Origin of the sequence: Skermania piniformis (genome assembly GCF_019285775.1) — a bacterium.
In the GTDB taxonomy this organism is placed as follows: Bacteria; Actinomycetota; Actinomycetes; order Mycobacteriales; family Mycobacteriaceae; genus Skermania; species Skermania pinensis.
On sequence record NZ_CP079105.1, the window covers coordinates 2,891,988 to 2,917,522 of the forward strand.

Consider the following 25,535-nt stretch of genomic DNA (forward strand, 5'->3'; position numbering starts at 1 on the left):
GTGCATGCCCAACGAGTAGCGTTGAGCATGCACAACCGCCCTTCGGGGTGGACAACAGCGATGCCTTGCCCGTCACGAGGGAAAGGAGGTCAGCGGCCATGACCGAAGAAGAGAGCCAGGCTGCGGCAGTCGATCTCGCCAACCGCTTGCGGCTCCTGATGGACGTTGCCGAGGCCGAGTCCGGCGCAGAGCCGACCTACTCGCAGATCGCGGACTTCCTCAAAGAACGCGGCGTCAACCTGTCGCGCTCGCGCTGGACGTACATGGTCAACGGCCACCGCTACGTCCAAGACCCCGCCGTCTTCGAGGGGCTCGCCGCCTACTTCGATGTCGATACCGACTTCCTCCTGGGAGCCGACGGCGCCACCACCCCGGAGAAGGTCACCGCGCAGCTCGACCTCGTTCGTTCCATGCGCGCGGCGAAGGTGAAGTCCTACGCCGCACGTACCCTCGGTGACATCTCACCGAGAGCACTCCACGCCATCACCAAGTTCCTGGATGAGGAATTGACACACATGCCTGAGCACTGACAGGTATCGCGCAACGCGACGCCGATACCGGCCACGTGCTCTCCCGCTGAGAGGGGCGCACCGTGAATATCGAACAGACCGTATCGGCGGCCGTCGCGGACCTCCAGCTCGGCCACACCTTCACCCTCGACGACCTCATCCACGCGATCCAGGCCCGACGCCAGCGCACCCTGCGCGTGCACGAACTCGAGGAGCTCGACACCAGCGACGGACTCTGCGCCATCTGGCTGATCGGCGAGACCGAAGATGTCGTGCTCCACGCACCCAGCGACTCCGCCCTGCACCGCCAGCAGTTCGTCCTGCACGAGTTCGCCCACATGATCCTCGGTCACTGCGAAGGCGAGGACTGCGCAGCCGCCGACGCACTGCTGCCCAACATCCCGCCCTACACCCGCGGACGCCTCCTCAAGCGGCAAGACATCGACTGCGAAACCGAGATCACCGCCGAAGCCCTCGCCGACCGGCTCGCCGCAGGCATCCGAGGACACGCCTTCGCCGAGTCCCGCTACCTGGAGGTGTTCGGATGACCCAGACCCTCGTCGCGGCCCTCATGGGGGCGCTCGTGGCGAGCCTGCTCATCGTCCGCCGAAAACGCGCCGACAGAAGCGTCACCTACGCCGCCATCGCCATCGCGATCGCCATGACCCTGAACGTCGATGCCGTCTACGCCGCCGTCGATCCGGTCCTGGGCGGCACCAACGTCGCCACTCTGATCGCCGACGCGCTGCTGATGATCGGGCTGTTCTTCCTCGGCCGAGGCGTCATGCGCAGCGGCGAGTACCGCCCCCAGCTCGTCCGTGCCGTCGTCAGCTGCCCGACCCTGCTGGCCTCCCTGGCCGCGATCACCATCGCGTTCTGGTTCATCGACCGCGGCACCACGACCACCCGGTTCATGGCCGACCTCGGCGCCCAGCCCGCCACCGCGATCTACTCGATCATCAACTTCGCCTACGGCGGCATCGTCATCGCGACCATGATGGTCCTCGCCGCCCGCCAATACCGGGCCAGCCACGGCATCCAACGACTCCCCGCCGCGCTCCTCACCCTCGGCTCGGCCTTCGGTGTGATGCTTTGCCTCGCCGTCCTCACCATGGACATCGCCCACGTGACAGGCCAGATCGCCTTGATGCGCGCCGTGCAACCCACCTACTCGCCGCTGTCACTGCTCACCTTCCTGCTGCTCTGCGCGGGCTTCGTCGCGCAACCCGTCGTCCGCCGCGCCCAGCGCTACGCCCGCCGTCGCCGCACGACCGCTCTCGCCGACCAGCTCGAACCGCTCTGGCAGCGCGCGACCCGAGTGCGGCCCGGGCTCAGCCAAGCAGAGCCTCTCTCTGCGAGCGACGACCCGGAAGGTCGCCTGCACCGCGAGATCGTCGAGATACGCGACGCCATGATCGACTCCCGCATCACCTTCACCATCACCGACGCCGAACAGGCACTGCTCGAACAAGCCGAACAGCACCTCGTCGGCCACGACCAGACCACTCCCACGCCGACCGAGCGGCCGCGAGACTTGGACGACGCGGACATCGGCACTCAACACCAGGAGCGTCCCTCGTGAAGAACGGCATCGCCCTGGGAACAGGACTCCTCATCGCCAGCGCACTCGGCGCAGGCTGGACCATCGCACGACGCCTCACCGCACCCGCCACGCCTCGCGTCTTCGACCTCACCATCCACGACATCGAACACGACGGCGAGACTCAGCGGGTCGTGCTCGACCGTACCTCGCAGACCACCGCCGACGGCATCTACAACCTCTGGCTCGAACACGGCGGCTGGGCACAACTCTCCCCAGAAGCGTCCGACCGTAGGCCGGGCCGGATCATCCGCACCGTTACCGACGCATCGCCAGGACTGACGCTCCGGGTCGGTGACCGTGCCTCGTGGAGCGGCATCTTCTACGCCACCCCAGCCGACGCCCGACTCAACGCTCGCGACATCACCATCACCACCCCGGCCGGTCGGTGCCCGGCCTGGCGCATCGACGGCGACCCCTCGACCTGGGCCATCCACATCCACGGACTCGGCAGCAGCCGCGCCGGAACCCTCCGCGGTGCCCAAGTCGCCACCGAACTCGGCTACACCTCCCTCGTCGTCACCTACCGCAACACCGCAGGAGGCCCCCGCGTCGGCACCGGCCGATCGACCCTCGGCCACACAGAGACCACCGACGTTGACGAAGCCGTCGGATACGCCGTCCGACGAGGAGCCCAACAGATCGTGCTGTTCGGCTGGTCAATGGGAGCCGCCATCGCGCTCCAGCTCGCCGCACGACCCCGCCACGACGGCCTCATCACCGCACTCGTCCTCGACTCACCCGTCCTCGACTGGACCGAGACGATCAAAGCCAACTGCGCCCGCAGCGGACTCCCAGGCAGCGCAGGGCTCCTCGCCATCCCGTGGCTCATTGCCCGGCCATTCGCGCGCATGCTCGGGCTACCTGAGCCGATCCCACTCCGTCAGTTCGACTGGATCACTCGCGCCGCTGACCTCGCCACGCACACGCTGATCCTCCACGGCGCACGAGACAGCTCCGCACCCATCCGGCTCTCGCAAGCACTCCGAGACCTGCGCCCCGACCTCGTGACGCTAGAGACCTTCGACGCCGAGCACACTCTCGCGTGGAACGCCGATCCAGATGGCTGGCACCAGCGTGTGATCGCGTGGCTCGCAGCGACAGCGAAGGCCCACTCGTTGCCATGATGGTGCCGGATCACCCGCCGCCGGGACCCAGACCGCTCGGAATCTGCCCACCACCGACGTGTCCCCAAGCGGATGTCATACGGCGCCCCTAGGATGCTCGTATGGGAAACGTGACGCCGATCGACGCTGCCCGGCCACGCGTGCTGGAGTTCTTCGCTGGGATCGGCCTCGCTCGCATGGGGCTGGAAGCGGCGGGGTTCCGAGTCGCCTGGGCAAACGACTACGAGCCCGACAAGAAGGCGATGTACGACGCGCAGTTTGGCGAGTCCGTCGGCCACACCTTCTCGCTCGGCGACATCGGCAAGGTTCCGGCCGCTGATCTGCCACGAGACGCTGCACTCGCCTGGGCATCGTCCCCCTGCACCGATCTCTCGCTTGCAGGTTCCCGGGCGGGCCTTGCGGGCGCGCAATCCGGGACGTTCTGGCACTTCGTGCGCCTTCTCAAAGAGCTCGAAGACGATCGTCCACCGGTGGTCGTGCTGGAGAACGTCGTTGGTCTCGCCACTTCGCATGGTGGCGATGATCTAACAGCAGCAATCCGCGCCTTCAACGAACTCGACTACTCGGTTGATGTGCTGTCAATAGATGCCAGGAGATTCCTCCCTCAATCTCGACCTCGCCTATTCTTGGTTGGAGCCAAGAACCCACCCGCTGACGTTCCTGAGCCCAACTCTGAACTGCGACCCGACTGGCTTCAATGGGTCTTTGGCGACGAGTCGCTGAGAACCCATCGCGCTCAGGTCCCAACACCGCCTGCCCCGAAGACACAGGGGCTCGGTCGCGTCATCGAAGACATGCCTTTGACGGACGAGCGCTGGTGGGACAGCGCTCGAACTAGTGCATTCGTCTCCTCTCTTTCCTCGACTCAATCCGAGCGGCTCGCAGAGTTGAAGCGAGGTAGTGGGGTCAAGTACCGGACGGCGTACCGTCGCACGCGCAACGGCGTCGCGGTATGGGAGGTCCGCCCAGACGACGTTTCCGGATGCCTGCGCACTGCCCGCGGCGGCTCATCCAAGCAGGCCGTAGTGCGGCTTGGAAACAAGCGCCTACAGGTTCGCTGGATGACACCCCGTGAATACGCACGCCTTATGGGTGCGGACGACTACGACCTGAGCAAGGCGCGCACCAACCAGGCACTCTTTGGCTTCGGCGACGCTGTGGCCGTACCTGCGGTGTCCTGGCTTGCAGAGAACTATCTGATGCCCCTCGTGCGCGGCCAGATGGCACCCGGAGAGTCGGTCAAGGAGGCAGCCGTCAATGGGTAGCAGGGGCATCGCAAGCTACAACGAACCCGACAAGAGGCCTCCGACGAAGAAGTCGATGCCAACCCGCTTCGTGCAAGGTTTTCGCGAACTACTCACGGAGGCGCTCGACACGGTCGACCCAGCGAGCGGCAAGAAGCTCAACAAGTGTATCGGCGTGTACGCCTTCTACGACTACGACGGCGAGCCGATCTACGTCGGGCAGACGTGGGAAGACTTCGGCACGCGGATCGGGCGACATCTCCGCGGTCAGCGCTCCGACACTCTCGCATACCGCATCCTCGACCCATTTGAGGTCGCCGACGTGGAGTTGTACCCCGTCGAGGACCTCAGGACCGACCCTGACAAGAAGCCGAAACTCGATGCTATCGAGTACTCGGTCTATGTGAACGCGATCAAGAACTCGAAGTACCAGGCCATCCTCAACGAGAAGATCCCTCCTGTCTCAACGCCCGTCGCCTTGCCCGCGTCATACCGTTTCGGCCTCATACCCCCGGACATGCGTGAAGATCGAGAGCATCCCGACGTCCGCATTGCGCGTAGGGCCGAGACACTCGCCAGAGTTGCAGCCGTCGCTCATGAGCGCGGTGAAGTTTCGGCTGGACTTCGGCGCGTCATTGTGATTCAGGCAGTTCGACTGGCGGACCTCGCGGCGGCGCGTCTCGCCTACGCAGAAGGCCGTGTGCGCCCCACGCCTGATGCAATCGACGTACCTGCACTCGTCGGCAACGTTATGGCCGAGTTCTCGGACGAGAACGAGTCCGACTAGTCGCCGTCAGCCCGCTTCCGCGCGCGTATTCGACGCTTCTTCTCGACCGAACGCGCGTTGTGGGCCAACCTGCACTTGTCACAGCGACAGCCCGTATCGTAGGCAACGCTGGAGCCATGACTCCCGATGACGCGCCCTGCCTCCCGCTGGCGCTTCATGTAGGCCGCATGGTTAGCGGCGTGAGCGGCCCGGCACTCTGCACATCGACACCCGAGGTTCCCGTAGCCATTCGCGGTGCCGTGACGCGGGTCATCGTCTGGCAGCGGTCCACTTCGGCTGCTCACGCAACCAGAATACGGGACCATCACCGTAGGGCGCCGGAGCTTGCCGCTTATGCCTCCCGGCGCGTCGTACCAATCAGTGAACAAAGCGCCGTGGATGCCTGGAGTGGCAGCACACCGTTGCCGAGTGCGGTGATCTGCTGGTTGGTCGTCAGCTCGCCAGTGTCGGTGACCCATCCGGTCGGTAGACCCATGAGCCATTCGACGAACGCTGGTGCTGGGCGGGGTCCGTCGGCGTCGTTCAGGAGTGCGGGTGCGGGTGCTGGTCGTCCGGTGATGTGTTCCCAGCGGGTGATGGCGTCGGCGTAGCGTCCCCAGCGTTGAACAGTCCGTCGATCAGCGACCACAGCGTCTCCGACTCGCGCCTCTTGCTCGGTGAGCCATGCGGTCCGTGGAGCGCGAAGTCGATGATCTGGTGCGATAGCGCGATCGTCCCTCGCCTGGCTCGCACCTGTTCGAGCGTCTCGCCGCCCCGCGTGGAGTCGGTCGCGAGCGGGGTACGGAAGCGTGCGGTGGGCGAGGATGAAGATGCGGAGTCGGTGGTGAGGAGCGCCGACAAGGGAAGCCGGTAGGCCGATCCATCGTGCATCCAGCCGCAGGTCGGCCAGATCGCCGAGAACGGCACCGTGAGCCCGTAGAGGTCGAGCTGCGTTGTCTCCCAGATGCCACGGGTCGGGTTCCAGCTCGCGAAGGGTTGCATCGTCGGGGGTTGCATCGCCGGGGTTGCGTAGGTCACGGTGGTCTCCTTCTGCTGGTGGTCGCGTTGCTGGTGAGGACAGCAGCCCTCGAACGTTCTCGATGACGACCCATTCGGGTTGGAGTGCGTCGATGGCTTCTGCCATGTGCGCCCAGAGGCCGGAGCGGGTGCCGGGTGCGAGGCCTGCGCGCTTGCCGACGGTCGATACGTCTTGGCAGGGGAACCCGCCGATGAGGATGTCCACGGGCTCGACCTCGTGCCGGTTGATGGCGGTGATGTCGCCGAGGTTCGGGACGCCGGGCCAGTGGCGTGAGAAGACGCGGGCGACGGGTTCGTTGAGTTCGGAGAACCACACGGTTTCGGCGTCGAAGACGTGCTCGACAGCGAGGTCGAGGCCACCGTATCCGCTGAACAGCGACCCGATCTTGAGTCGCGGCGACTGGTCTTCCCGGTCATGCATGAGGGCTCCGAGTGACGGGCGACCCCGACCCCAGGTCTTCGAGTTCTGATGCCGGGCTGGTCACCTGTCAGGTGCACGACCACGCCACGCTCCGCCGTCCGCATCGACCCCGGCCCTCGCCGTCACTCGACATGCTCAACTCGCCCTCGACGACCACGCCGGCCGCTCGTCTCTCCGACCCACCCACTGAGAGGACACGCGTCTTGCAGGTCAAGGAACAGACCCCCGGACTGGGGCGTGCGGGAGCGGTTTTCTGGTGCTCACCTGCTCGTCAGGACGGGAGGCAGCGATGACGGTTTCGATGCGCGTGATGAGCGCGGGCGATGGCTACAAATACCTGCTGAAGACCGTCGCGGCCGCCGACGGCGACCGTCCGCTATCGACGCCGCTGACCCGCTACTTCATCGAGGAAGGCACCCCACCGGGCCGATGGCTCGGCAAAGGCGTTGCTTCGCTCGGCAAGGGCGAGCTCGTCGTCGGCGACTGCGTCTCAGAAGACCAACTCCAGCTCCTCATGGGCTCGGGCTGCGATCCGATCACCGGCAAGCAACTCGGGCTCGCATTCCCGGCTTTCAAGACGACAGAGCAGCGGATCGAGGCCCGAATCGCGAAGCTCGACGCCACGCTGATGCCTGGCGCGAAGGGCGAAGCTGTCGCTCTGATCGTGGCCGAGGAGAACACACGGGCCGGACGTCGAGCGGTGGCGGGATTCGACTTCACGTTCTCGATACCGAAGTCCGCAAGCGTGCTCTGGGCAGTCGCCGACGCCGGGGTGCAGGCGATGATCGGGGCCGCGCACCACCGGGCGGTTGCGGAGGTGGTTGCACTCATGGAACGAGAGGTTGCGGCCACCCGCACCGGCGCAACCGCAGGCGACGGGGCCGTTGCACAGGTCCAGGTCGAGGGGCTGATCGCGACCGCCTTCGATCACTTCGACTCCCGCTCAGGTGACCCCCACCTCCACACGCACGTCGTCATCAGCAACAAGGCCAAGACCAAGCTCGACGGGAAGTGGCGCTCACTGGACGGCAGGCCGATGCACGCTGCCGTCGTCGCCCTCTCGGAGCTGCACGAGGCGGTGTTCGCTGACCACATGACCCGCATCTTCGGCGTGGAATGGGAGGCCCGCGACATGGGCCGCGACCGCAACCCAGCCTGGGCGATCACGGCTGTCCCTGAGTCGCTGGTGACGGAGTTCTCCAGCCGCGCGCGCCACATCGACGCTGAGAAGAACCGGTTGATCGACGAGTACGTCGCTGCGCACGGCCGCCAACCGTCGAATGCGACGATCTTGAAGCTCCGCGCGCAGGCGACGCTCTCCACGCGACCAGACAAGAAGGTCCGGTCCCTGGCTGCCCTGACTGAGGAGTGGCGAACTCGAGCCACCGCGATCCTCGGCAGCGACGCGACGAGGTGGGCGATGGACGCCACCGACAACGACCGCCCCTTGCTGCTGCGGGCCGACGACATCCCCCTCGACGTGATCCGCGACATCGGTCGCTCTGTCGTCGAGACGGTCGGCGAGAAGCGTTCGACCTGGCGCCGGTGGAACCTCATGGCCGAATCAGCCCGGCAGACGATGGGGTGGCGCTTCGCCACCATGAACGACCGCGAATCGGTGATCGCGATGGTCACCGACGCCGCCCAGCTCGCATCCCTGCGACTCACACCACCCGAGCTCTCACTCTCGCCCGCGGTGTTCCGGCGCGATGATGGCACGTCGGTGTTCCGGCCGGTCAACTCGGCGATCTTCACCTCCGAGGTCCAACTGCTGGCGGAAGACCGGCTCCTCGAACGCTCCCGCGACCTCACCGGCCCCACTGTCTCCCTCGCGACCGTCGAGAAGATCGCCCGCAAGCCCGATGCCGACGGTCTGGTGCTGGGTGAGGGTCAGGCCGAAGCGTTGACACGGATCGCAGTGTCGGGGCGGACCCTCGATGTGCTCGTTGGCCCGGCTGGGGCGGGCAAGACCACCGCCATGAACGCGCTCCGCCGTGCATGGGAGGCCGAGCACGGCAAAGGCTCCGTGGTCGGGCTCGCCCCGTCCGCGGTGGCCGCGCAGGTCCTCGCCGACGATCTCGGGATCGAGACCGAGAACACCGCGATGTGGTGGCAGAACCACCTCACCAAAGGACTCAACTTCACCGCTGGCCAGTTGGTCGTCGTTGACGAAGCCTCCCTCGCCGGCACTCTGTCGCTGGACCGGATCACCGGCCTCGCCCAGAAGGCGGGGTCGAAGGTTCTGCTGATCGGTGACTACGCCCAACTCCAGTCGGTAGATGCCGGGGGCGCGTTCTCTATGCTCGCCCACGACCGCACCGACACCGTCGAACTCATCGACGTCCACCGCTTCCGCAACCCCTGGGAGAAGCTCGCCTCCCTCGACCTCCGTCACGGCCACACCTCGGCGATCGACACCTACCTCGCGCACGGCCGCATCCAGGACGGCGACACCGAGACCATGACCGACGCCGCCTACACGGCATGGCGGGCCGACCGAGACGCCGGACGCATCACCGTCCTCGTCGCCGAGACCCGCGAACAAGTGACCGCGCTAAACGAGCGCGCCCGAGCTGACCTGCTCGTCGACGGGACCCTCACCCAGGACAGGGAGGTCGAGCTGCACGACGGAACCCACGCCGGTGTCGGGGATACCGTCATCACCCGCCGCAACGACCGGAAGATCACGGCCAGCAACGGGAACGACTGGGTGCGCAACGGTGACATCTGGACCATCACGGACGTGCGAGGCGACGGAAGCCTCACCATCCGCAGACCGGGCCGCTCCTACGGCGGCGCGATCTTGCTGCCCGCCGCGTACGTCGCTGAGCATGTCGATCTCGGATACGCCGTCACCGCGCACCGAGCCCAAGGCGTCACCACCGACACCGCACATGTCCTGGTCGAGCCGACCGCGACGAGGGAGAACTTCTACGTCTCCATGACCCGAGGCCGTGCAGCGAACCACGCCTACGTGATCCTCGACCGCGCCGACGACCACCAACAGCCACACCCCGGCGACGACCCGAACGCGTCCAGTCGCAGCGTCCTGACGGGAGTGCTCCAGCACGTCGGCGCGGAACTCTCAGCGTACGAGACGATCACCGCTGAACAGGAACAGTGGGGCTCGATCGCGCAGCTCGCCGCCGAGTACGAGACCATCGCCGCCGCAGCACAACACGACCGATGGGCCTCCCTCGTGCGCGCATCCGGCCTCACCGAAGAACAAGCACAAACGGCGGTCGAGTCAGAAGCCTTCGGGCCACTCACGGTCGAGCTCCGCCGCGCCGAAGCCAACCACCACGACATCGAGACCCTGCTCCCACGCCTCATCGCCGCACGTGGACTCAACGACGCCGACGACATCGCCGCCGTCCTCCACTACCGAGTCGCCCATGCCACCACGCGCCCCGCCGGATCAGGACGAGCCCGCCAAGCACCGCGACTCATCGCCGGACTTCTCCCACACGCGGACGGCGTGCAGGACACCGAGATGCGCGCCGCGCTCAACGAACGAGAAGCACTCATCGAAGCCCGCGCCGACGCCGTCCTCGACGGTGCCCTCATCGACCACGCACCCTGGACGAAAGCACTCGGCACACCGCCCAGGAGCCTCCGCCGCGCCGCGACCTGGCGGAAAACCGCACGAGTAGTCGCCGCCTACCGCGACCGCTACCGCATCACCGGCGACACCCCGCTCGGAGCACCACCCGCCTCCGAGGCGCAGAAGATCGACGCCGCCCGTGCCCGCGCTGCCGAAAGCCGGGCCCGAGACATCGCCGCTGGCGTCCATTCCGTCACCCAACCCACGAGCGGACACCATCACGGACGGTCGCTCTGAATGAGATATCGGACGCGCCGGATTCAGCTCACGTCGCGCGCCTCGCTGGCCCGATTGAAGTGGGCATGCAGACCGGTGAGCGCGTCGTCAGCTTTGGAGAGGATTTCCGCCGCACAAACAGCGCAGTAGGTTGTCTGGCTCTGCGTCCCGTCCTGAACTACGAGGCACGGGTCGCCTTTTGATATCACGTGGCGTCGTTGTCGGTAGCATCGGCGTTGCTTTCCTGCCGTCTCCGCGCTGACGTGCTTCAGGATGTTCTTTACTGCTGGCATTGGTCTACTCCTTGATCGCTTCTCGGATCGTGGCTGCCACCTGGTCTCCGATCTCGTCCAGCGAGTCATAAGCGGCCTGCAACTGGTCGAGGGTCCACTTGTCTCGACTCTTCTTGCCCTGCCCCGCGAACGTGTTGATCTCGCGGTTCAACACGGCGTAAAGAGCGTCTGCGTTGTTGCCGCGTACACCATTGACGGATCGGCTGATGTTGAAGCCAGCGCGGGCAAGACCGAGGTCAGTGAGTATGCGCTGGTGGATCGACTTCGAGCGGCTATCGAGGCGGCTGCGCAGCGTCTGACGCTTGACCTGCGGCTGGACAGGCATCGAGTCGGCAGGTTCCTCCTCGTGCTCCTTGCGGTGAGTCAACTGCGCCCGGAGCACGTCCGCTGTGATCCCAAGAGCCCGGTAGGTGAACCCACCCGGACCAGGAGTGTCCAGCATCTCTTCAATGACCCGATCATCATCGGGGTCCAGGAACGAACGGCTAAGAAAGTGACTGAGGCGTTCATCCTGTGCCACAGGGTCGTCGAAGCGTTGCGCGACTTGATCGGGACCGCTGTTGCTTCGTCCGGTCGAGTCTGCTCCCTCTCCTCTAGCCCACCCCCTGACGATCTGCTGATCCTGTGCGTCGAGGTCGCGGAACTCGTCCCACTGCTCTTCATTGTTCAGACCGACATGGGATACCACGAAACCCTGGTTGTTAGGACTGTTCGGATCGTTGAGGTCGATGGTGCGCATCACACGGCCCACAAACTGAATGTAGGGCGACAGCGACCGGTAGGGGCGGAAGATGGCCGCCACACTCAGCGGCGGATGATCGAACCCCTCACCGAGCATCGCCACCTGCACGATGACGTCGATCTGGTTGTTGCGGAGCTTCGCCAGCACCGCGGCCTTCCGGTCGTCAGCGAGGTTGCTGTGGATGGTTTCAGCCTGTAGCCCCATCTCTTGGAAGATTGCGCGCACTTGGTCCGCGTGGTCGATCGACATCGCTGACGCTGCGATCTGGTGAGGGAATCCAGTCGCTGCCCGGAGGGACTGGAGCTTCTCGACCGCCTTCTCTGCGATGTGACGGTTGCATTCGTCCGAAAGCGCTACTCCGCGACGGAACCACGCCTCCTCCTTCAGATCGAGAATCTGGTCCAGCGTGTAGGTGTCCGTCTCGCCTCGGGCAGTGAACGTGATTTCCGCCGGATGTGCCGACGCCGAGACGATGTGCTTGATGTATCCGTTGAGCATCGCCCGCGCGAACGGGTAACGGTAGACCAGTTCGCCGAGCAGGTCCTTATTGTCAGCACGAAATGGCGTGGCGGTTAGGCTCACAAACCGGGCACTCGGGAAGGCTCGAACAACTTTCTGCCAGCTCTCCGCGGCAACGTGGTGACCTTCGTCGATGACGACGAGATCGAAGAAGTCGCTCGGGAACTGCGACAACCAGCGGTCGGCGCTGCTGGCCAGTTGCTGGATATTGGCGACCACGATGTGGCTGTTGACGCAGTCGTCCATGTTGGCCTTCGGGCCATCCACCAAAGCGGTGTAGGGGCCCGCTGTGAACGAGTCGAGCACGCCGGCCTTCTTCCAGAAGCACGACGCATTCGAGATGTTTAGGTCAGCGTAGAGACCCTCGCGGATCGTCGTATTCGGCGCGATCACTAGCGTCCGCTTGTGGGATAGCCCAAAGGGCAGAATTGCCGCGACGCCAGTCTTTCCGCAGCCGACCGGCAGTTGGATGATTGCCGGAGTCGAGTTAGTCGCGAAGTGCACCAAGGTGGCTTCGTGAGCTTCCTTCTGTGGCTCCCTCAGATGAGGATTTCCCACGATGTGTGGACTGGCTGCTTCGAAGAATCCGCCGACCACGTCCTTAGCTTTGTCCGCGACACCGTACTCAAGCCGGAACGGCTCTAGGTCAGCGATCCGATAGTAGCGGTACTGACTCCCCGGCCGTCGTGCCGCAGTGAGCCTTCCTCCTGCGTCCCACCGCCGCAGGGTGGCCGGAGACACCCCCACGTAGGCAGCGGCCTGGGCGATGGTGAGGTAATCGTCGTACTGATCGGTCATGACCGGAGGTTACCACAAGTCTATTCAACATTGTTCAACCTTGTCGACGCGTGTCAGGTTCGCTAGTGAGGCGCAGGCGGGCCTTCCATGCCCTCACATCTCGGCGTAGTCTTGAGGTTGAGGCGGATTTCTCCTTACCTTTGGGCCGTTCACGGCAGACCCTCGGGTCACTCTCCACGCACCGTCTCGACGAAGCAGGCGCGTGTCGAGAGGAGCCCATCATGATCCGCCTACTGTGGACTGCGAGCGTCGAGGTCCGATACTTCCTCCGGCGCTACATGCCGAGCAACGTCGTCCTTGATCTGCTCCGCACAAGGCGGGGACTCAAGTGGGGACTCCCCGCGATGCTGCTTGCCGCGCCCTACCTGGTTGTCGCCTACTGGTGTACCACCATCATCGACCGTGGTGGCCCAGGGTGGCTGCACCTCATCGTGCTGGTCTGCCTGTGGAGCTCCATCAAGATGGCGCTCTTCGGCCCCGTGAGCGTCGTGCTGCTCGTCAAGGCTCGCATCCGTGAACGTCGCGCACAGCGTCAGTGCGAGAGTGACGACGCGCCAGCTCGGCCCGAACTTGCTCGCAGCGGACGCTGACCTCCGGCACCAGCCTTCCGAAACGTGCGGCTCCTATAGAGTCCGCGCGGGCTCGGAGGCAGGCCGACGAACTTGATCCCCGGCAATACCGGCTCGCAATATCGCCGCATGACGCGAGCCCTCGCGTTCCACGAGGTTCGCAAGGTCCGCCCCATCGGTCACCAGCGACGCCACGCCGGTCTGCAACAGGCTGTGCGGTCCCGCACTCGCTGCGCTCGTCACCGGCCCCGGAACCGCTCCCACTCCTCGGCCAAGCTCCGAGGCGCGACGCGCCACCGCCAGCGAGCCCGAGCGGAATCCGGCCTCGACAAGAACCGTCGCCGACGAAAGTGCCGCCATCAAGCGTGCCCGAGCGATGAAGCGATGCCGGGTCGGAACAGCACCTGGCGGAACCTCGCTGACAAGCACTCCAACATCGGCTACGCGGTCGAGAAGGTCCCGGTGCCCAGCGGGATAAGGACGGTCAACGCCGTTGGCGAGGACGGCGATCGTGTCGCCGCCCGCGGCGAGAGCAGCCTGATGTGCGGCTCCTTCGATCCCGTAAGCACCTCCGGCAACGACGACTCGCTCACTAGCGGCGACGGAGGCAGCGAGCTCGCGAGCCACATGATCCCCGTACGAAGTGGACGCCCGTGCCCCTGTGATCGTCACGAAGTCGCTCAACGGACGAGCCAGGAACGACGACGCGCCGCGAACCCACAACACGTACGGCGCGGCTTCACCGAGATCGTCGAGGGCAGCAGGCCAATGAGCATCTCCGGGAACCAACGCTCGGACTCCCGACTGCTGAACGTGGTCGAGCCGCTCTGTGATGTTCCGCACCTCCGAGGTGTTGAAGTGGTCGCGCCAGACCTGCGCATCCACGGAGTTGAGGCCGCTGACCTCACCATCGAGCTCAGCAAGCCTGAGCACCTCCACCGCCCCGACCCGAGCCAACAGTCGGCCCGTCACCGGATCGTTGGGCTCGACGAGCATGGACAACACCATGCGCGCGGTGCGTTCGTCGTTCGCGGCATCACTCGGGCCAGTCATCGTCGGTTCCTCTCGGCGTTCGTTGTCGAGAAGGTGCGCCGAACCCGACAAAGAGAATCTGCCGACGAAGGCACGTCGCAGGTCTGCTACACGAGTGCGCGCGATTCATCAACGATCAGTCCAGCTTCGACGAGAGCCAGGCGAACGCCCTTGCGGTCAACGCCCATCCGACGACTGATCGCCCTCATCGAGACACCCGCTCGGGCGAGGCGTACAGCCTCCACCTTCTCGTCGAGACACAGCCCTGGGCGGCGGCTCGGCACGTTGCGACGACGGAGGTGGGAGAACACGGTGGCACGGTGGATGCCATACCGTTCGGCCAGGGAGTTGACGCTCATCCCGGCCAGGTAGTCGCCGACGAGCTGGTCCACCTCGGCAGCGGTGAGAAAAGTTTGAGCCGTCTCGATAGTCCTTACAACAGGCCCCCGATCGTCCCTCGGAGCGCTACTCTGGGGCCGTGAGGACACCTTGTAGACGCCCCGCAACAGGCGGTTGACCAGGGTTTTTGTCTTGGGGGCGGAGTTGCCGAACGTGCTACTTAGGCACCCCAAACGAAACAGTGCCCTACCTGCGGAAACGCCGGTAGGGCACTGTTGTTGTCCAAGATCATGCATTGACCTCTGCATCGAGGACTCGTTCTTCGGGATCCGTCGCCGGACAGCGACGACGCAGTCCGGCCGTCGTGTCGGTGCTGTCGGTGCGGGGGCGGCGTCACCGATGACGCCGCCCCCGACCGAACCGAAACCGAGACGGATCAGCTACGCCGACGCTCCTGCCAAGGCCGCGTTGAAGGTCGCGCTCGGTCGCATGACCGCAGCGGTCTTCTCCGGGTCGGCGGCGTAGTAGCCGCCGAGATCGACGGCGTCGCCCTGCACCTCGGCCAGTTCGGCGACGATCGTCTCCTCGTTGTCCGCGAGCGCGGCCGCCAGCGGGGCGAAGTGCGCCGCCAATTCGGCGTCGTCGGTCTGCGCTGCCAGCTCTTGCGACCAGTACAGGGCCAGATAGAAATGGCTGCCTCGGTTGTCCAGTTCGCCGGTCCGGCGCGCCGGCCCCTTGTCCTCGTCGAGGAGTCGACCGGTCGCCGCGTCGAGCGTCCTGGCCAGGATCGACGCGCGCTCGTTGTCGGTCTTCCGCCCGAGATCTTCCAGGCTGACCGCCAACGCCAAGAACTCCCCCAGCGAGTCCCAGCGCAAGTGGTTTTCCTCGACCAGCTGCTTGACATGCTTGGGCGCCGATCCGCCCGCGCCCGTCTCGTACAGACCGCCGCCGGCCATCAGCGGCACGATCGACAGCATCTTCGCGCTCGTGCCGAGTTCCAGGATCGGGAACAGGTCGGTGAGGTAGTCGCGCAGGATATTGCCGGTGACGGCGATCGTGTCCAGTCCCCGGATCAGCCGTTCCAGGGTGTACCGCATCGCCCGGACCTGCGACATGATCTGGATATCCAGACCGGTGGTGTCGTGGTCCTTCAGATACTTCCGAACCTTCTTGATCAGCTCGTTCTCGTGCGGCCGGTACGGATCCAGCCAGAACAGCGCCGGCATCCCCGATTCCCGGGACCGGTTCACCGCAAGCTCGACCCAGTTGCGCACCGGGCCGTCCTTGACCAGGCACATCCGCCAGATGTCGCCGGTCTGGACTTCTTGCGACATCAGCACCTCGCCGGTATCGATGTCGACGATGTTCGCGGTGCCGTCCTCGGGGATCTCGAACGTCTTGTCGTGCGACCCGTACTCCTCGGCCTTCTGCGCCATCAGGCCGACGTTCGGCACCGTGCCCATGGTGACCGGGTCGAACGCGCCGTTGGTCTTGCAGAAGTTGATCATCTCTTGGTAGATGCGAGAGAAGGTCGACTCGGGCATCACCGCTTTGGTGTCCTTCTGCCGGCCGTCCGGGCCGTACATCTTGCCCCCGCTGCGGATCATCGACGGCATCGAGGCGTCCACGATCACGTCACTGGGCGAGTGGAAGTTGGTGATGCCCTTGGCCGAATCCACCATCGCGACCTCGGGGCGGTGCTCGTGGCAGGCGTGCAGATCCCGGATGATCTCCTCACGCTGCGTCCCGGGCAGGTCCTCGATCTTGGAGTAGAGGTCCACCATGCCGTTGTTAACGTTCACCCCGAGTTCGTCGAACACCTCCTGATGCTTGGCGAACGCGTCCTTGTAGAAGACCTTCACCGCGTGGCCGAAGACGATCGGGTGCGAGACCTTCATCATCGTCGCCTTCACGTGCAACGAGAGCATGACCCCGGTTTCGAGCGCGTCTTCCATCTGCTCTTCGTAGAAGTCGCACAGCGCCTGCTTGCTCATGAACATGCTGTCGACGATTTCGGCGTCCTGCAGCTCGACCCGCTCCTTCAACACGGTGGTACCGGTGGCGGTGACCAATTCCATCCGCACATTCCGCGGCCGATCCAGCGTCATCGACTTTTCGCTGGAGTAGAAATCGCCGTGACGCATGTGCGCCGCATGGGTGCGCGAGGCCATCGACCATTTCGCCATGCTGTGCGGATGCTTGCGCGCGTACTCCTTGACCGCCTTGGGCGCCCGGCGATCGGAGTTACCCTCGCGCAGAACCGGATTCACCGCGCTGCCGAGACACCTGGCGTACCGCGCACGAACGTCGCGCTCCTCGTCGGTCTGCGGATCCTCCGGATAGTTCGGCAGCGGGTAGCCCTTGCTCTGCAACTCCTTGATCGCCGCCAACAACTGCGGCACCGAGGCGCTGATGTTGGGGAGCTTGATGATGTTCGTGTCCGGCAGCAGGGTCAGTCGGCCGAGTTCGGCCAGGTTGTCCGGAATGCGCTGCTCGTCGGACAGATAGTCGGGGAACTCGGCGAGGATCCGTGCCGCCACCGAGATGTCGCTGGTCTCGACATTGATCCCCGCCGCGTCGGCGAAGGTCTGCACGATGGGCAGGAACGAGTAGGTCGCCAGCAGCGGCGCCTCGTCGGTCAGGGTGTAGATGATGGTGGGCTGATACGCGCTCACGGGATCTCCGCACGTCGGGGGCAGCTCGGATTGGCGTCCCGAGTCTAATCATCCGCACGGCATCCCGTGCGGATGATCGAGCTCCTGGCTGAGCGTCGACCACGACGACAACACGCCGCTCTGGTTCGTCACACACATCGTCGACGCCATCAGCGCCCCGCTGCCCGATTCCGCCGCACTACTGAGGGCGGTCATCCAGGAGTCCGGCGGCGGCTCCGATAACGATGTCCTCGCCACGCTTATCGACGAGATCCACAGCAAACAAATATGTCTCGCGCTAGTGGTCGACGACTGGCATCGCATCGAGAACAGCGAGACCGTAGCGAGCCTCGCCTTTCTGATCGAACATGCCTGCCATCACCTGCAGCTCATCGTCACGAGCCGGGATCGACGGGGACTTCCGTTGAGTCGAATGTTGATTCGTGATGAGCTGACAGAAATAGGTGAGGAGCAGCTGCGATTTGACCTCGGTGAGGCCCAGGAGTTCGTTCGCACTCACGGTGGACCCGATCTCGCGGCCGACGATCTGGCGAAACTGACCGAATCCACCGAAGGCTGGGCCGCAGCCCTGCAACTGGCTTCGTTGTCGATGCGCGGCGGCGGAACCGCACCGACATCGCTCATCGCTCGGATCACCGGACGGCACCAAGCGCTCGGCGATTTCCTCGCCGAGAATGTTCTCGACGCGCTCGAACCGGCCACGCTGCGCTTCCTGATGGCTACCTCGGTGCCGGAACGAATCAGCGGCGAGCTCGCCGACGCCCTGACCGAGTCACGCGGTGGCGAGGAGAGGCTGCGGGAAATCGCTCAACGGGGACTGTTTCTCCGCGGTGTCGACGAGAACGGCGACTGGTATCGGTACCACCACCTGTTCGCCGAGTTCCTCGGCCGCAGGCTCGCCCGAGACCGCCCAGAGGATCTGCCCGCGTTGCGGCACCGCGCCGCCGCCTGGTTCATCGAGCACGACATGGTCAAGGAGGCCGTGGATCATCTGGTCGCGGCCGGCGACGACGACGGCGCACTCGACCTCGTCGAAGATCGCGGTACCAGCCTCCTGGAGAACGGCCAGATGGCCATGTTCGCCGCTCTCGCCGGTGCCCTGCCAGCCGCGGCCGGACTGGCCCGACCGCGCCTGCAGATCTTGCTTGCGATGGCCAACACCATCCTTCGGCGCGCCGATGCGACCCGCACCGCACTCGACCGCGCGCTCGGCGCCCTGGCCCGGCTGGATCTGCCACCCGCTGAAGCCGAGCGAATCCGGGTCCAGGCCGATGTCCTGCGCGCGGTGACTGAGGTCTACCGCGATCGGGCCGACGATGTCGCCGCCCTGGTGGCGAAGCCGCTCGCCGACGACAGCGAGCCGTACAGCAACTGGGTACGCCCCGTAGCAAGCGTCGCGGCGGCCTTCGCTTCGCTCTATCGGTTCGACTTCGCCGCCACCCGGCGTCATCGAGAACACTTCGACGCAACCGCCGGTGGCGCGATGTCCACGATGTACGCCGACTGCTTCGCAGGCCTTGCCGCGTATGAACAGTTGGATGTCGACTCCGCTGAAGCGATCCTGCGAAGAGCGCATGACACCGCGCAGGCGACAAGCGGCCCCCAGTCCACGGCGGCGGCCCTGGCCGGTGCGACGCTCGGTGTCCTGCGATACGAGCGGGGTGATCTGGCGGCAGCGGGGCGGCTCCTCGACGTCGCCGGCCGGATCGTCCGCGATCTCGGCGTAGTCGATCTCCTGATCGCGGTCTACGTCTACGGAGCGCGGGTCAAGTCGTTCGAGGACCCGAGCGCGGCGGCGGCGCAGTTGGCCGAGGGAGCCGACGTCGCCGCGGCGTCGGGACTCCGGCGGCTGCAGGCCGCGGTAGTCGGCGAACGGATTCGGTACAGGCTGACCTCCGGGATGCCCCTAACGTCCCGGATGTCGCCGTCGACCCTACCTATGCCATCGGGTGGCACCGGTGAAGTGACCGCCCAGAGCGAGGAAGCCAACGCCGTGCGGCTGCTCCTCGCCGAGGGCCGGGACGCCCGCGCCCGAGCGAGCGAGCTGGTCACCCGGGTGGCCCGCGACGACCGCCCGCGGGCCCGGCTCACGGCCGACCTGCTGCTCGGCGAAGCGCTCGCCCGACACGGCGGCGACGCGGCCGAAGCGCACGTCATCGCGACCGTCGCGACCTGCGCCGAACACGGCCTGATCCGACCGCCCCTCGACGAGGGCCCGGCGATGCACGAGGTGGTCACCGGACTCTTGGCACGACACCAATCAGGCCAGCCGGTCACTGGCTGGCAGCGGATCCGCCCCGGGTATCTCACCGCGCTTGCCGCCGCCAGTCCTCGCCAGCCCTACCACGCAGGCGGGGCGGTGATCACCTAGCTGACAGCACACCCAGCCGGCTCAGCGGGGTACCGCGAGACCCGCGCGGACCATCGTCTTCGCCGTCTCTACCAGCGCCGTCGCCGACTCGCGTGAGCCCGGCCACCACTCGGGCGCCATGTTGAGCGCTCCAACAATGAGCATCCGAGCGGTACGAATATCCAGGTCACCTCGCACCGATCCGTCGGCGACGCCCGCGTCGAGGAGCTGGCGCCACAGCTCGTGGTACTCGTCACCGGCCACCACAACCGACTGTCGGATACCAGGCGGGAGTTGTCCGATGTTGCGGCTCAGAGCGAAGGCGAAGTCAGCGAGTTCCAGCTCGGCCCGCAGGTGCGCCTCGACAGCCGCGCAGATCCGATCCAGCGAGGTCACAGCTGGACCAACGAGATCGGCCACGGCCGTCCCGACACAGCTCAGGAGCTGGCGTTGCCCTTCGATCATCGTCGCGGCAACGACCTCGTCCCGGGACGCGAAGTAGTAATAGACCGCCGGCGGACGCAGCCCCGCAGCCTCGGCGATGTCAGCCAACCGAGTTCCCGCGTAGCCCCGTCGAGCCAACACCGACGCCGCGGCAGACAAAATTCGGGCGCGGGTCGGATTCGATCCCCCGGGCCGAACCGCCACGTCCCAGCCTCCTCGAGCCAGCGAAGTAGATTAATCTAATTGAAATTATACCCGCCGGCGACCAACCTCCGCGCCTCGGGCGAGACGAGGGATCCAGCGAGCCGCCACAGAAGCAGGTGGCCATACATAGCCGCCAAGATGCATGGTGAGGAATGCCGGACTATGACCGACGCACGCGCTCGGCTTCGGCTGCCTACCAGTGGGTCACAGCGGTGGGCTGCTCGTGGTACCGATCGAACCACTGTGCGGCAAAGGTGGGCAGCCCGTTCGTGCTGACAGGGGCACCCTGGGACGCGTTCTTCTTCTACTTGGTTCTGCGCGCACCGCCTCGGATCGATCCGACCTCCGGCATCGGCCCACGATGGTCGAATCCGCCCAGCCGAACCAACCGGAGTGGTTCACGCTCGCGCTGGCCACCGCCTACGCAGCGACCTTCGCGGGTGATGATCGCGGCCAACATCGTCGACGACGTCAGGGTAACCGAGTACGTCATGCAGTCGGCCGGCCTCGGCGGCATCGGCGTTCTCACCGCCATACCCTGGATTTCGACGATCGGACAGACACATGACGGGACAGGTGTATGGTCAAGTGTGCATCGCCTCTCCGGTCAAGGAGGACCTCTGATGGCCGCCGCTGCCGACACTCCCACCCCGCTCGACCAGCGATTGACTCGCCGGGGCCTCGACCTGGCACTGGGTAGGACCACCGACATGGCTCCAGCGACGCTTCCGGTCCCGCTCGACTACTACCGGGACGACAAACTCACCGAGCTGGAGGAGTCGACCATCCTCCGGCGGGTCCCCATCCCGGTCCTGGCCAGCGCGCAAGTCCCCGCACCCGACGATTACGTTGTGCGATCGGTACTGGGTGACTCACTGCTGATCACCCGCGATCGCGACGGACAAGCGCACGTCCTACTCAACTATTGTCGACACCGCGGCGCGATGCCCGCCTGTGGGTCGGGCAGCGCCCGCCGGTTCACCTGCCCGTATCACGCGTGGGTCTACGACAACACCGGGCGGCTGCGCGGCGTGCCGGGCAGCGACGGGTTCGCCGGGCTGGACCGGTCGCGCTACGGCTTGGTCGAACTGCCCAGTGAGGAACGCTACGGTTTCGTTTGGGCGGTGCTGACCGCGGACGCCGAGCTGGACCTCAACGGTCACCTCGGTCCGATGGGACCCGAACTGGCGCAGTGGAGTTACCAGAACTACGGCTATCACGACGAGCGCTCGCTGGAATCCGAGGTCAGTTGGAAGGGGGCTCTGGAAGCATTCGCCGAGGGCTATCACTTCCCGTTCGTGCACGGCCAGAGCGTTATCGGAATGAACACTCTGCCGAACACACACGTCTACGACGAGTTCGGCCCGCACCACCGGATCGGTTTCCCGTTCACTTGGATCACCGACCTGGCCGGCACCGAGCCGGACGAGCGCTGGGATCCGATCCAGCAGATGGGTGTCATCTACTGGATCTATCCGAACCTGATCCTGGCCAACAGCCCGGTCGGCGTGGAAGTCATCGACATCCTGCCCGCGGGTTCGGCGACCCGGTGCGTGGTGCGGCACAGCTGGATGGCCCGATATCCGGCAACCGACGACGCGCAGCGCGCGATGTATGACGAGATCTTCGCGCAGGTACACGCCGCGGTGCGAGACGAGGACTTCGCGATGCTGCCACAGTGCGGACAGGGCGCCCGCCGCGGCCAGCACGACCACATGATCCTCGGCCGCAACGAGATCGGCGTCCAGCATATGGTTCGGATAATGTCGGCAAGGCTCGGAATCGCGCCCGGGCTATGAGCCGCGAGATCATCGCCGCGGTCGCACGCGGCGCGGCTGAGCCGTTCACCATCGAGCGGCTCACCCTGGCCACGCCGCGTGCCGGCGAAGTGGTCGTCCGGCTGGTCGCCTCGGGGATCTGTCAATCCGACCTCACCGCAAAGCACAACTTCCCGGCCGAGCTCCCGATCGTGCTCGGTCACGAGACAGCTGGCGTCGTCGAGCAGCTCGGCAGCGAAGTCACCGGCATCGAAGTCGGCGACCACGTTCTGGTGACCTACGCCAGCTGCGGCAACTGCCGGCGGTGCGACGCGGGCCTACCCGGCTATTGCGACCACTGGGTGCGGCTCAATGGGGGCCGCTACGGAGCCAACTCGCCACTGACCACGACGGACGGACAGCCGGTGGTGGGCGGGTTCTTCGGGCAATCGAGCTTCGCGACCCATCTGGTTGCCAGCGCACGAAGTGTCGTAGTGGTGGACCAGGACCTCGATCTGACACTGATCGCCGCATTCGGCTGCGGAGTACAGACCGGCGCCGGCGCCGTGGTCAACGTGCTCCAGCCGGAGTCGGACTCCGCCGTAGCGATCTTCGGGGTCGGTGGGGTGGGAATATCGGCGGTGATGGCGGCGCGAGCACTCGGCGTCAGCACCGTGATCGCCGTCGATCTCTCCGCCGACCGGCTGCACGTCGCCGGTGAACTCGGCGCAACGACACTGATCGACGGCGCGGCCGATGATGTCGCGACGCAGATCCGCGCCGCGACCGGGGACGGTACGACGCATGCGCTGGATACCACCGGCATCGATACGGTCGTCGCGACCGCCATCGAATCGCTTGCCCCACGAGGCACGTTGGCCGTCGTCGGCCTCGGCGAACCGGTCATCCCGATCGAAGTCGCCAAGCTGATTGGGCTCGGCAAGACGGTGCGTGGATCGATCGAGGGCGATGCCGATCCACACCGGTTCCTGCCCCAACTCATCGACTGGTACCGCACCGGCAAGCTGCCGATGGATCGGATCATCCGGCGGTATCCGCTCGAAGCGATCAATGCCGCGGTCGCTGACTGCGCTCGCGGCGAGGTGATCAAATCGGTTCTCACCTTCGCAGAGCTGTAGTCTCCCTTGATGAGACAAGCGACAAGTGCGTAGTCACGGCTGGTCCGGCCATACCCCGTCGTCGGATGAGGAGGCGATCGAGCGAATCCTCGATGCGGCCGAGCAACTCCTCGACGAGTCCGGTGCCGCGATGCGGATCGCCGACGTGGCCCGGGCTGTCGGGGTCACCCGCCAGACGGTCTACCGCTACTTTCCCAGCACCGAGTCGCTGCGTATGGCCACTGTGTTGCGTTCCGCCGATGGCTTTCTCGATCAGATGGCGAACCGATTGGCCGGCGAAACGAACCCGGTTGCGGCACTCACCGGCGGACTCGCCTTCACTATCGAGACCCTCGGCGCAGACAACCAACTCGAGCTGCTGCTGCGGGGGCATTCCGCCGACGCGCACTCGCTGTCGCTCACCTCCGACACCGCGCTCAGCTTCGCCCGGGCCATGCTGCACCGTGTCGGTGTGGACTGGGCCCGATATGGTTTCGACGACGCCGCGCTCGACGAGTTGGCCGAGTTCAGCCTCCGAATTCTGCACTCGTTCATCACCGATCCTGGCGAGCCGGCACGGCGTGGCGCGGAGCTACGACGATTCCTCACCCGCTGGGTCGGGCCGGCGATCACCTACCCGGTCATGGCCGACGCGCTGAGCTCGCTGAGTCAGGACACAGTCGCGGACTCGGCCTGATCCGACTCGACGCCGAACGGCAGCATCACGCTCTTCGACTGGCAGTAGGCGTCGATTCCCTCGTACCCGTTCTCCCGTCCGATCCCGGAGTTCTTGTATCCGCCGAACGGCGCCGCGGGATCGAAGGCGTACATGTTGATCGCGAGCGTCCCCGTCCGGACCCGGGCCGCTACAGCCATCGCCCGGTCGTTGTCGGTGGTCCAGACGCTGCCACCCAGGCCGTAGCCGGAGTCGTTGGCGATCCGGACAGCGTCGTCGTCGTTGGCATGACCGATGTCGTCATAGCCGATGACGCAGAGCACCGGACCGAAGATCTCCTCCTGAGCAATGGTCATCGCGTTGTCGACGTCGGCGAAGATCGTCGGTTCGACGAAGTAGCCATGCGCCAGGCCGGCAGGTCGGCCACCACCGCAGACCAACCGCGCTCCCTCGGCGATCCCCGTCGCGATGTAGCGCTCCACCCGGTCACGCTGGGCGGCCGAGATCAGCGGTCCGATCACGGTCGCCGGATCGTCCGGCACACCGACCGGCAACCCGGCGACGTAATCGGCAAGCCGCGAGACGATTTCGTCGTAGCGCGATCGAGGCGCCAGGATTCGAGTCTGCCCGACACACGCCTGGCCAGCGTTCATCAGGCCGGAGAACGCCAGCATCGGCAGGACCGCGGCCAGGTCGACATCGTCCAGCAGAATCGCCGCCGACTTGCCGCCGAGTTCGAGCGTGCATGGCTTGATCCGGTCCGCGGCCAGCCGGCCGATCTCGCGGCCCACCGCCGTGCTGCCGGTGAAGCTGAACTTGTCCACCCGAAGGTCGGCGGTCAGCGCCCGGCCGGTCTCGGCGCCACCCGGCACCACCGACAGCACCCCTTCCGGCAGACCGACATCGACAAACACCTGAGCCAATGCCTGTGCGGTCAAGGGTGTTTCAGCGGCCGGCTTGAGCACCGTGGTGCAGCCGGCGAGCAGCGCCGGCGCCAGCTTGTTCACCGCGGCGAAGAGCGGAATGTTCCACGGGACGATCGCGGCGACCACACCGATCGGCTCCCGGGTGACCAGGACCCGGCCGTAGATCCCATCCCGGACCTCACGCCAGCCGAAGGTCTCGCCGGCGCCGGCGAAGAATCGCACGGCCGCGACCGCGCTGCCGAACTGCAACAGGTCGACGATTGCCGGCGGCTGACCGGTCTCCAGCGTGAGCAGGTGCTGGAACAGCTCGCTCCGCTCTTCGAGCAGCTGCCGGACCCGGTCCAGCAACGCCGCCCGCTCCGCCACCGGGACCGCTGGCCACGGGCCCTCGTCGAAAGCCGTCCGCGCCGCGGCGACCGCAGCCGCCACGTCGGCCGGGCCAGCGAGTGGAACGCTCCCCACCCGCGCTTCGGTCGCCGGCGAATGAACCTCGATCCGCTGCTGCGACGACGGTTCGACCCACCTCCCGCCGATGAACAGCGTGTCGTGATCGACGGTGATCATCGCG

The 25,535-nt window shown here is 65.9% G+C and carries 20 protein-coding genes; 12 read left to right on the forward strand and 8 right to left on the reverse strand.

Features of this window, described 5'->3' with window-relative positions; genetic code table 11:
* Positions 1 to 98 precede the first annotated feature (98 nt).
* The 6 genes from KV203_RS13435 (at position 99) to KV203_RS13460 (ending at position 5,267) form a co-directional block, all read left to right on the forward strand.
* Positions 99 to 530, forward strand: a complete 432-nt coding sequence (locus KV203_RS13435) for a hypothetical protein (protein WP_066470606.1) — start codon at positions 99 to 101, stop codon at positions 528 to 530.
* 62 nt (positions 531 to 592) lie between these two features.
* Positions 593 to 1,057 carry a hypothetical protein gene (locus tag KV203_RS13440; RefSeq protein WP_066470517.1) on the forward strand — a complete coding sequence of 155 codons (465 nt, stop codon included), beginning with the start codon at positions 593 to 595 and terminating at the stop codon, positions 1,055 to 1,057.
* Positions 1,054 to 2,091 carry an MAB_1171c family putative transporter gene (locus KV203_RS13445; RefSeq protein ID WP_174522048.1) on the forward strand — a complete coding sequence of 346 codons (1,038 nt, stop codon included), beginning with the start codon at positions 1,054 to 1,056 and terminating at the stop codon, positions 2,089 to 2,091. Before KV203_RS13440 ends, KV203_RS13445 begins: the two co-directional genes overlap by 4 nt.
* Positions 2,088 to 3,236 (forward strand): alpha/beta hydrolase family protein, encoded by a 1,149-nt coding sequence (locus tag KV203_RS13450; RefSeq protein ID WP_083530056.1) that lies wholly within the window; start codon positions 2,088 to 2,090, stop codon positions 3,234 to 3,236. Before KV203_RS13445 ends, KV203_RS13450 begins: the two co-directional genes overlap by 4 nt.
* A 101-nt stretch (positions 3,237 to 3,337) precedes the next feature.
* Complete coding sequence (locus KV203_RS13455) at positions 3,338 to 4,501, forward strand: DNA cytosine methyltransferase (protein ID WP_066470513.1); 1,164 nt, start codon at positions 3,338 to 3,340, stop codon at positions 4,499 to 4,501.
* Entirely contained in the window at positions 4,494 to 5,267 is a 774-nt protein-coding gene (locus KV203_RS13460) for a GIY-YIG nuclease family protein (RefSeq protein WP_066470509.1), read from the forward strand. The genes KV203_RS13455 and KV203_RS13460 overlap by 8 nt, the downstream gene beginning before the upstream one ends.
* A 331-nt stretch (positions 5,268 to 5,598) precedes the next feature.
* Here KV203_RS13460 and KV203_RS13465 read toward each other — a convergent pair whose 3' ends face one another.
* Entirely contained in the window at positions 5,599 to 6,705 is a 1,107-nt protein-coding gene (locus KV203_RS13465) for a DNA cytosine methyltransferase (RefSeq protein ID WP_066470506.1), read from the reverse strand.
* A gap of 289 nt (positions 6,706 to 6,994) precedes the next feature.
* Between KV203_RS13465 and mobF the strand changes: the two genes are divergently transcribed.
* Entirely contained in the window at positions 6,995 to 10,546 is a 3,552-nt protein-coding gene (gene mobF, locus KV203_RS13470; RefSeq protein ID WP_066470503.1) for a MobF family relaxase, read from the forward strand.
* Positions 10,547 to 10,822: 276 nt separating this feature from the next.
* Here mobF and KV203_RS13475 read toward each other — a convergent pair whose 3' ends face one another.
* Complete coding sequence (locus KV203_RS13475) at positions 10,823 to 12,877, reverse strand: DEAD/DEAH box helicase family protein (protein WP_066470500.1); 2,055 nt, start codon at positions 12,875 to 12,877, stop codon at positions 10,823 to 10,825.
* Positions 12,878 to 13,098: 221 nt separating this feature from the next.
* Here KV203_RS13475 and KV203_RS13480 point away from each other — a divergent pair, with 221 nt between their 5' ends.
* Complete coding sequence (locus KV203_RS13480) at positions 13,099 to 13,467, forward strand: sulfate permease (protein ID WP_066470498.1); 369 nt, start codon at positions 13,099 to 13,101, stop codon at positions 13,465 to 13,467.
* Between the two features lie 33 nt (positions 13,468 to 13,500).
* Here the strand turns inward: KV203_RS13480 and KV203_RS13485 are convergent, their stop codons facing one another.
* The 4 genes from KV203_RS13485 to KV203_RS13500 form a co-directional block, all read right to left on the reverse strand.
* A complete protein-coding gene (locus KV203_RS13485; protein WP_066470496.1) occupies positions 13,501 to 14,499 on the reverse strand; it encodes a DNA-processing protein DprA in 999 nt (332 codons plus the stop codon).
* A gap of 86 nt (positions 14,500 to 14,585) precedes the next feature.
* The gene (locus tag KV203_RS13490) at positions 14,586 to 14,870 is read right to left on the reverse strand and encodes a hypothetical protein (RefSeq protein WP_083530055.1); all 285 of its coding nucleotides are present in this window, start codon (positions 14,868 to 14,870) and stop codon (positions 14,586 to 14,588) included.
* Positions 14,871 to 15,257: 387 nt separating this feature from the next.
* On the reverse strand, positions 15,258 to 17,492 hold the full coding sequence (locus KV203_RS13495) for an NADP-dependent isocitrate dehydrogenase (RefSeq protein WP_066470494.1): 2,235 nt from the start codon (positions 17,490 to 17,492) through the stop codon (positions 15,258 to 15,260).
* A gap of 48 nt (positions 17,493 to 17,540) precedes the next feature.
* Entirely contained in the window at positions 17,541 to 17,687 is a 147-nt protein-coding gene (locus tag KV203_RS13500; RefSeq protein WP_157079805.1) for a hypothetical protein, read from the reverse strand.
* Positions 17,688 to 17,904: 217 nt separating this feature from the next.
* Here KV203_RS13500 and KV203_RS13505 point away from each other — a divergent pair, with 217 nt between their 5' ends.
* Positions 17,905 to 19,863: a winged helix-turn-helix domain-containing protein gene (locus KV203_RS13505; RefSeq protein WP_157079804.1), complete on the forward strand. Its 1,959-nt coding sequence runs from the start codon at positions 17,905 to 17,907 to the stop codon at positions 19,861 to 19,863.
* A gap of 21 nt (positions 19,864 to 19,884) precedes the next feature.
* Here the strand turns inward: KV203_RS13505 and KV203_RS13510 are convergent, their stop codons facing one another.
* Positions 19,885 to 20,490, reverse strand: a complete 606-nt coding sequence (locus tag KV203_RS13510; RefSeq protein ID WP_066470490.1) for a TetR/AcrR family transcriptional regulator — start codon at positions 20,488 to 20,490, stop codon at positions 19,885 to 19,887.
* A 623-nt stretch (positions 20,491 to 21,113) separates the two neighbouring features.
* On the opposite strand from KV203_RS13510, the gene KV203_RS13515 reads away from it, so the two are divergent.
* From KV203_RS13515 to KV203_RS13525, 3 genes are read left to right on the forward strand one after another with little or no spacing between them, the layout of a single operon-like run.
* Positions 21,114 to 22,289, forward strand: coding sequence for an aromatic ring-hydroxylating oxygenase subunit alpha (locus KV203_RS13515; RefSeq protein WP_066470483.1), 1,176 nt, complete (start codon positions 21,114 to 21,116; stop codon positions 22,287 to 22,289).
* Complete coding sequence (locus tag KV203_RS13520; RefSeq protein WP_066470477.1) at positions 22,286 to 23,386, forward strand: NAD(P)-dependent alcohol dehydrogenase; 1,101 nt, start codon at positions 22,286 to 22,288, stop codon at positions 23,384 to 23,386. Before KV203_RS13515 ends, KV203_RS13520 begins: the two co-directional genes overlap by 4 nt.
* 25 nt (positions 23,387 to 23,411) lie before the next feature.
* Positions 23,412 to 24,062, forward strand: coding sequence for a TetR/AcrR family transcriptional regulator (locus tag KV203_RS13525; RefSeq protein WP_066470461.1), 651 nt, complete (start codon positions 23,412 to 23,414; stop codon positions 24,060 to 24,062).
* Here KV203_RS13525 and KV203_RS13530 read toward each other — a convergent pair.
* A complete protein-coding gene (locus tag KV203_RS13530; protein ID WP_066470460.1) occupies positions 24,035 to 25,531 on the reverse strand; it encodes an aldehyde dehydrogenase in 1,497 nt (498 codons plus the stop codon). The genes KV203_RS13525 and KV203_RS13530 overlap by 28 nt on opposite strands.
* Positions 25,532 to 25,535 lie beyond the last annotated feature (4 nt).

What these genes read in the sequence shown, in the direction of transcription:
- KV203_RS13465 (WP_066470506.1), bottom strand. Translation starts at nt 6,705, where the DNA reads ATGCATGACCGGGAAGACCAGTCGCCGCGACTCAAGATCGGGTCGCTG.
- KV203_RS13500 (WP_157079805.1), bottom strand. Translation starts at nt 17,687, where the DNA reads ATGACCGCCCTCAGTAGTGCGGCGGAATCGGGCAGCGGGGCGCTGATG.
- KV203_RS13455 (WP_066470513.1), top strand. Translation starts at nt 3,338, where the DNA reads ATGGGAAACGTGACGCCGATCGACGCTGCCCGGCCACGCGTGCTGGAG.
- KV203_RS13460 (WP_066470509.1), top strand. Translation starts at nt 4,494, where the DNA reads ATGGGTAGCAGGGGCATCGCAAGCTACAACGAACCCGACAAGAGGCCT.
- KV203_RS13520 (WP_066470477.1), top strand. Translation starts at nt 22,286, where the DNA reads ATGAGCCGCGAGATCATCGCCGCGGTCGCACGCGGCGCGGCTGAGCCG.
- KV203_RS13485 (WP_066470496.1), bottom strand. Translation starts at nt 14,499, where the DNA reads ATGACTGGCCCGAGTGATGCCGCGAACGACGAACGCACCGCGCGCATG.
- KV203_RS13435 (WP_066470606.1), top strand. Translation starts at nt 99, where the DNA reads ATGACCGAAGAAGAGAGCCAGGCTGCGGCAGTCGATCTCGCCAACCGC.
- KV203_RS13445 (WP_174522048.1), top strand. Translation starts at nt 1,054, where the DNA reads ATGACCCAGACCCTCGTCGCGGCCCTCATGGGGGCGCTCGTGGCGAGC.
- KV203_RS13505 (WP_157079804.1), top strand. Translation starts at nt 17,905, where the DNA reads ATGTTGATTCGTGATGAGCTGACAGAAATAGGTGAGGAGCAGCTGCGA.
- KV203_RS13515 (WP_066470483.1), top strand. Translation starts at nt 21,114, where the DNA reads ATGGCCGCCGCTGCCGACACTCCCACCCCGCTCGACCAGCGATTGACT.
- KV203_RS13530 (WP_066470460.1), bottom strand. Translation starts at nt 25,531, where the DNA reads ATGATCACCGTCGATCACGACACGCTGTTCATCGGCGGGAGGTGGGTC.
- KV203_RS13480 (WP_066470498.1), top strand. Translation starts at nt 13,099, where the DNA reads ATGATCCGCCTACTGTGGACTGCGAGCGTCGAGGTCCGATACTTCCTC.
- KV203_RS13475 (WP_066470500.1), bottom strand. Translation starts at nt 12,877, where the DNA reads ATGACCGATCAGTACGACGATTACCTCACCATCGCCCAGGCCGCTGCC.
- mobF (WP_066470503.1), top strand. Translation starts at nt 6,995, where the DNA reads ATGACGGTTTCGATGCGCGTGATGAGCGCGGGCGATGGCTACAAATAC.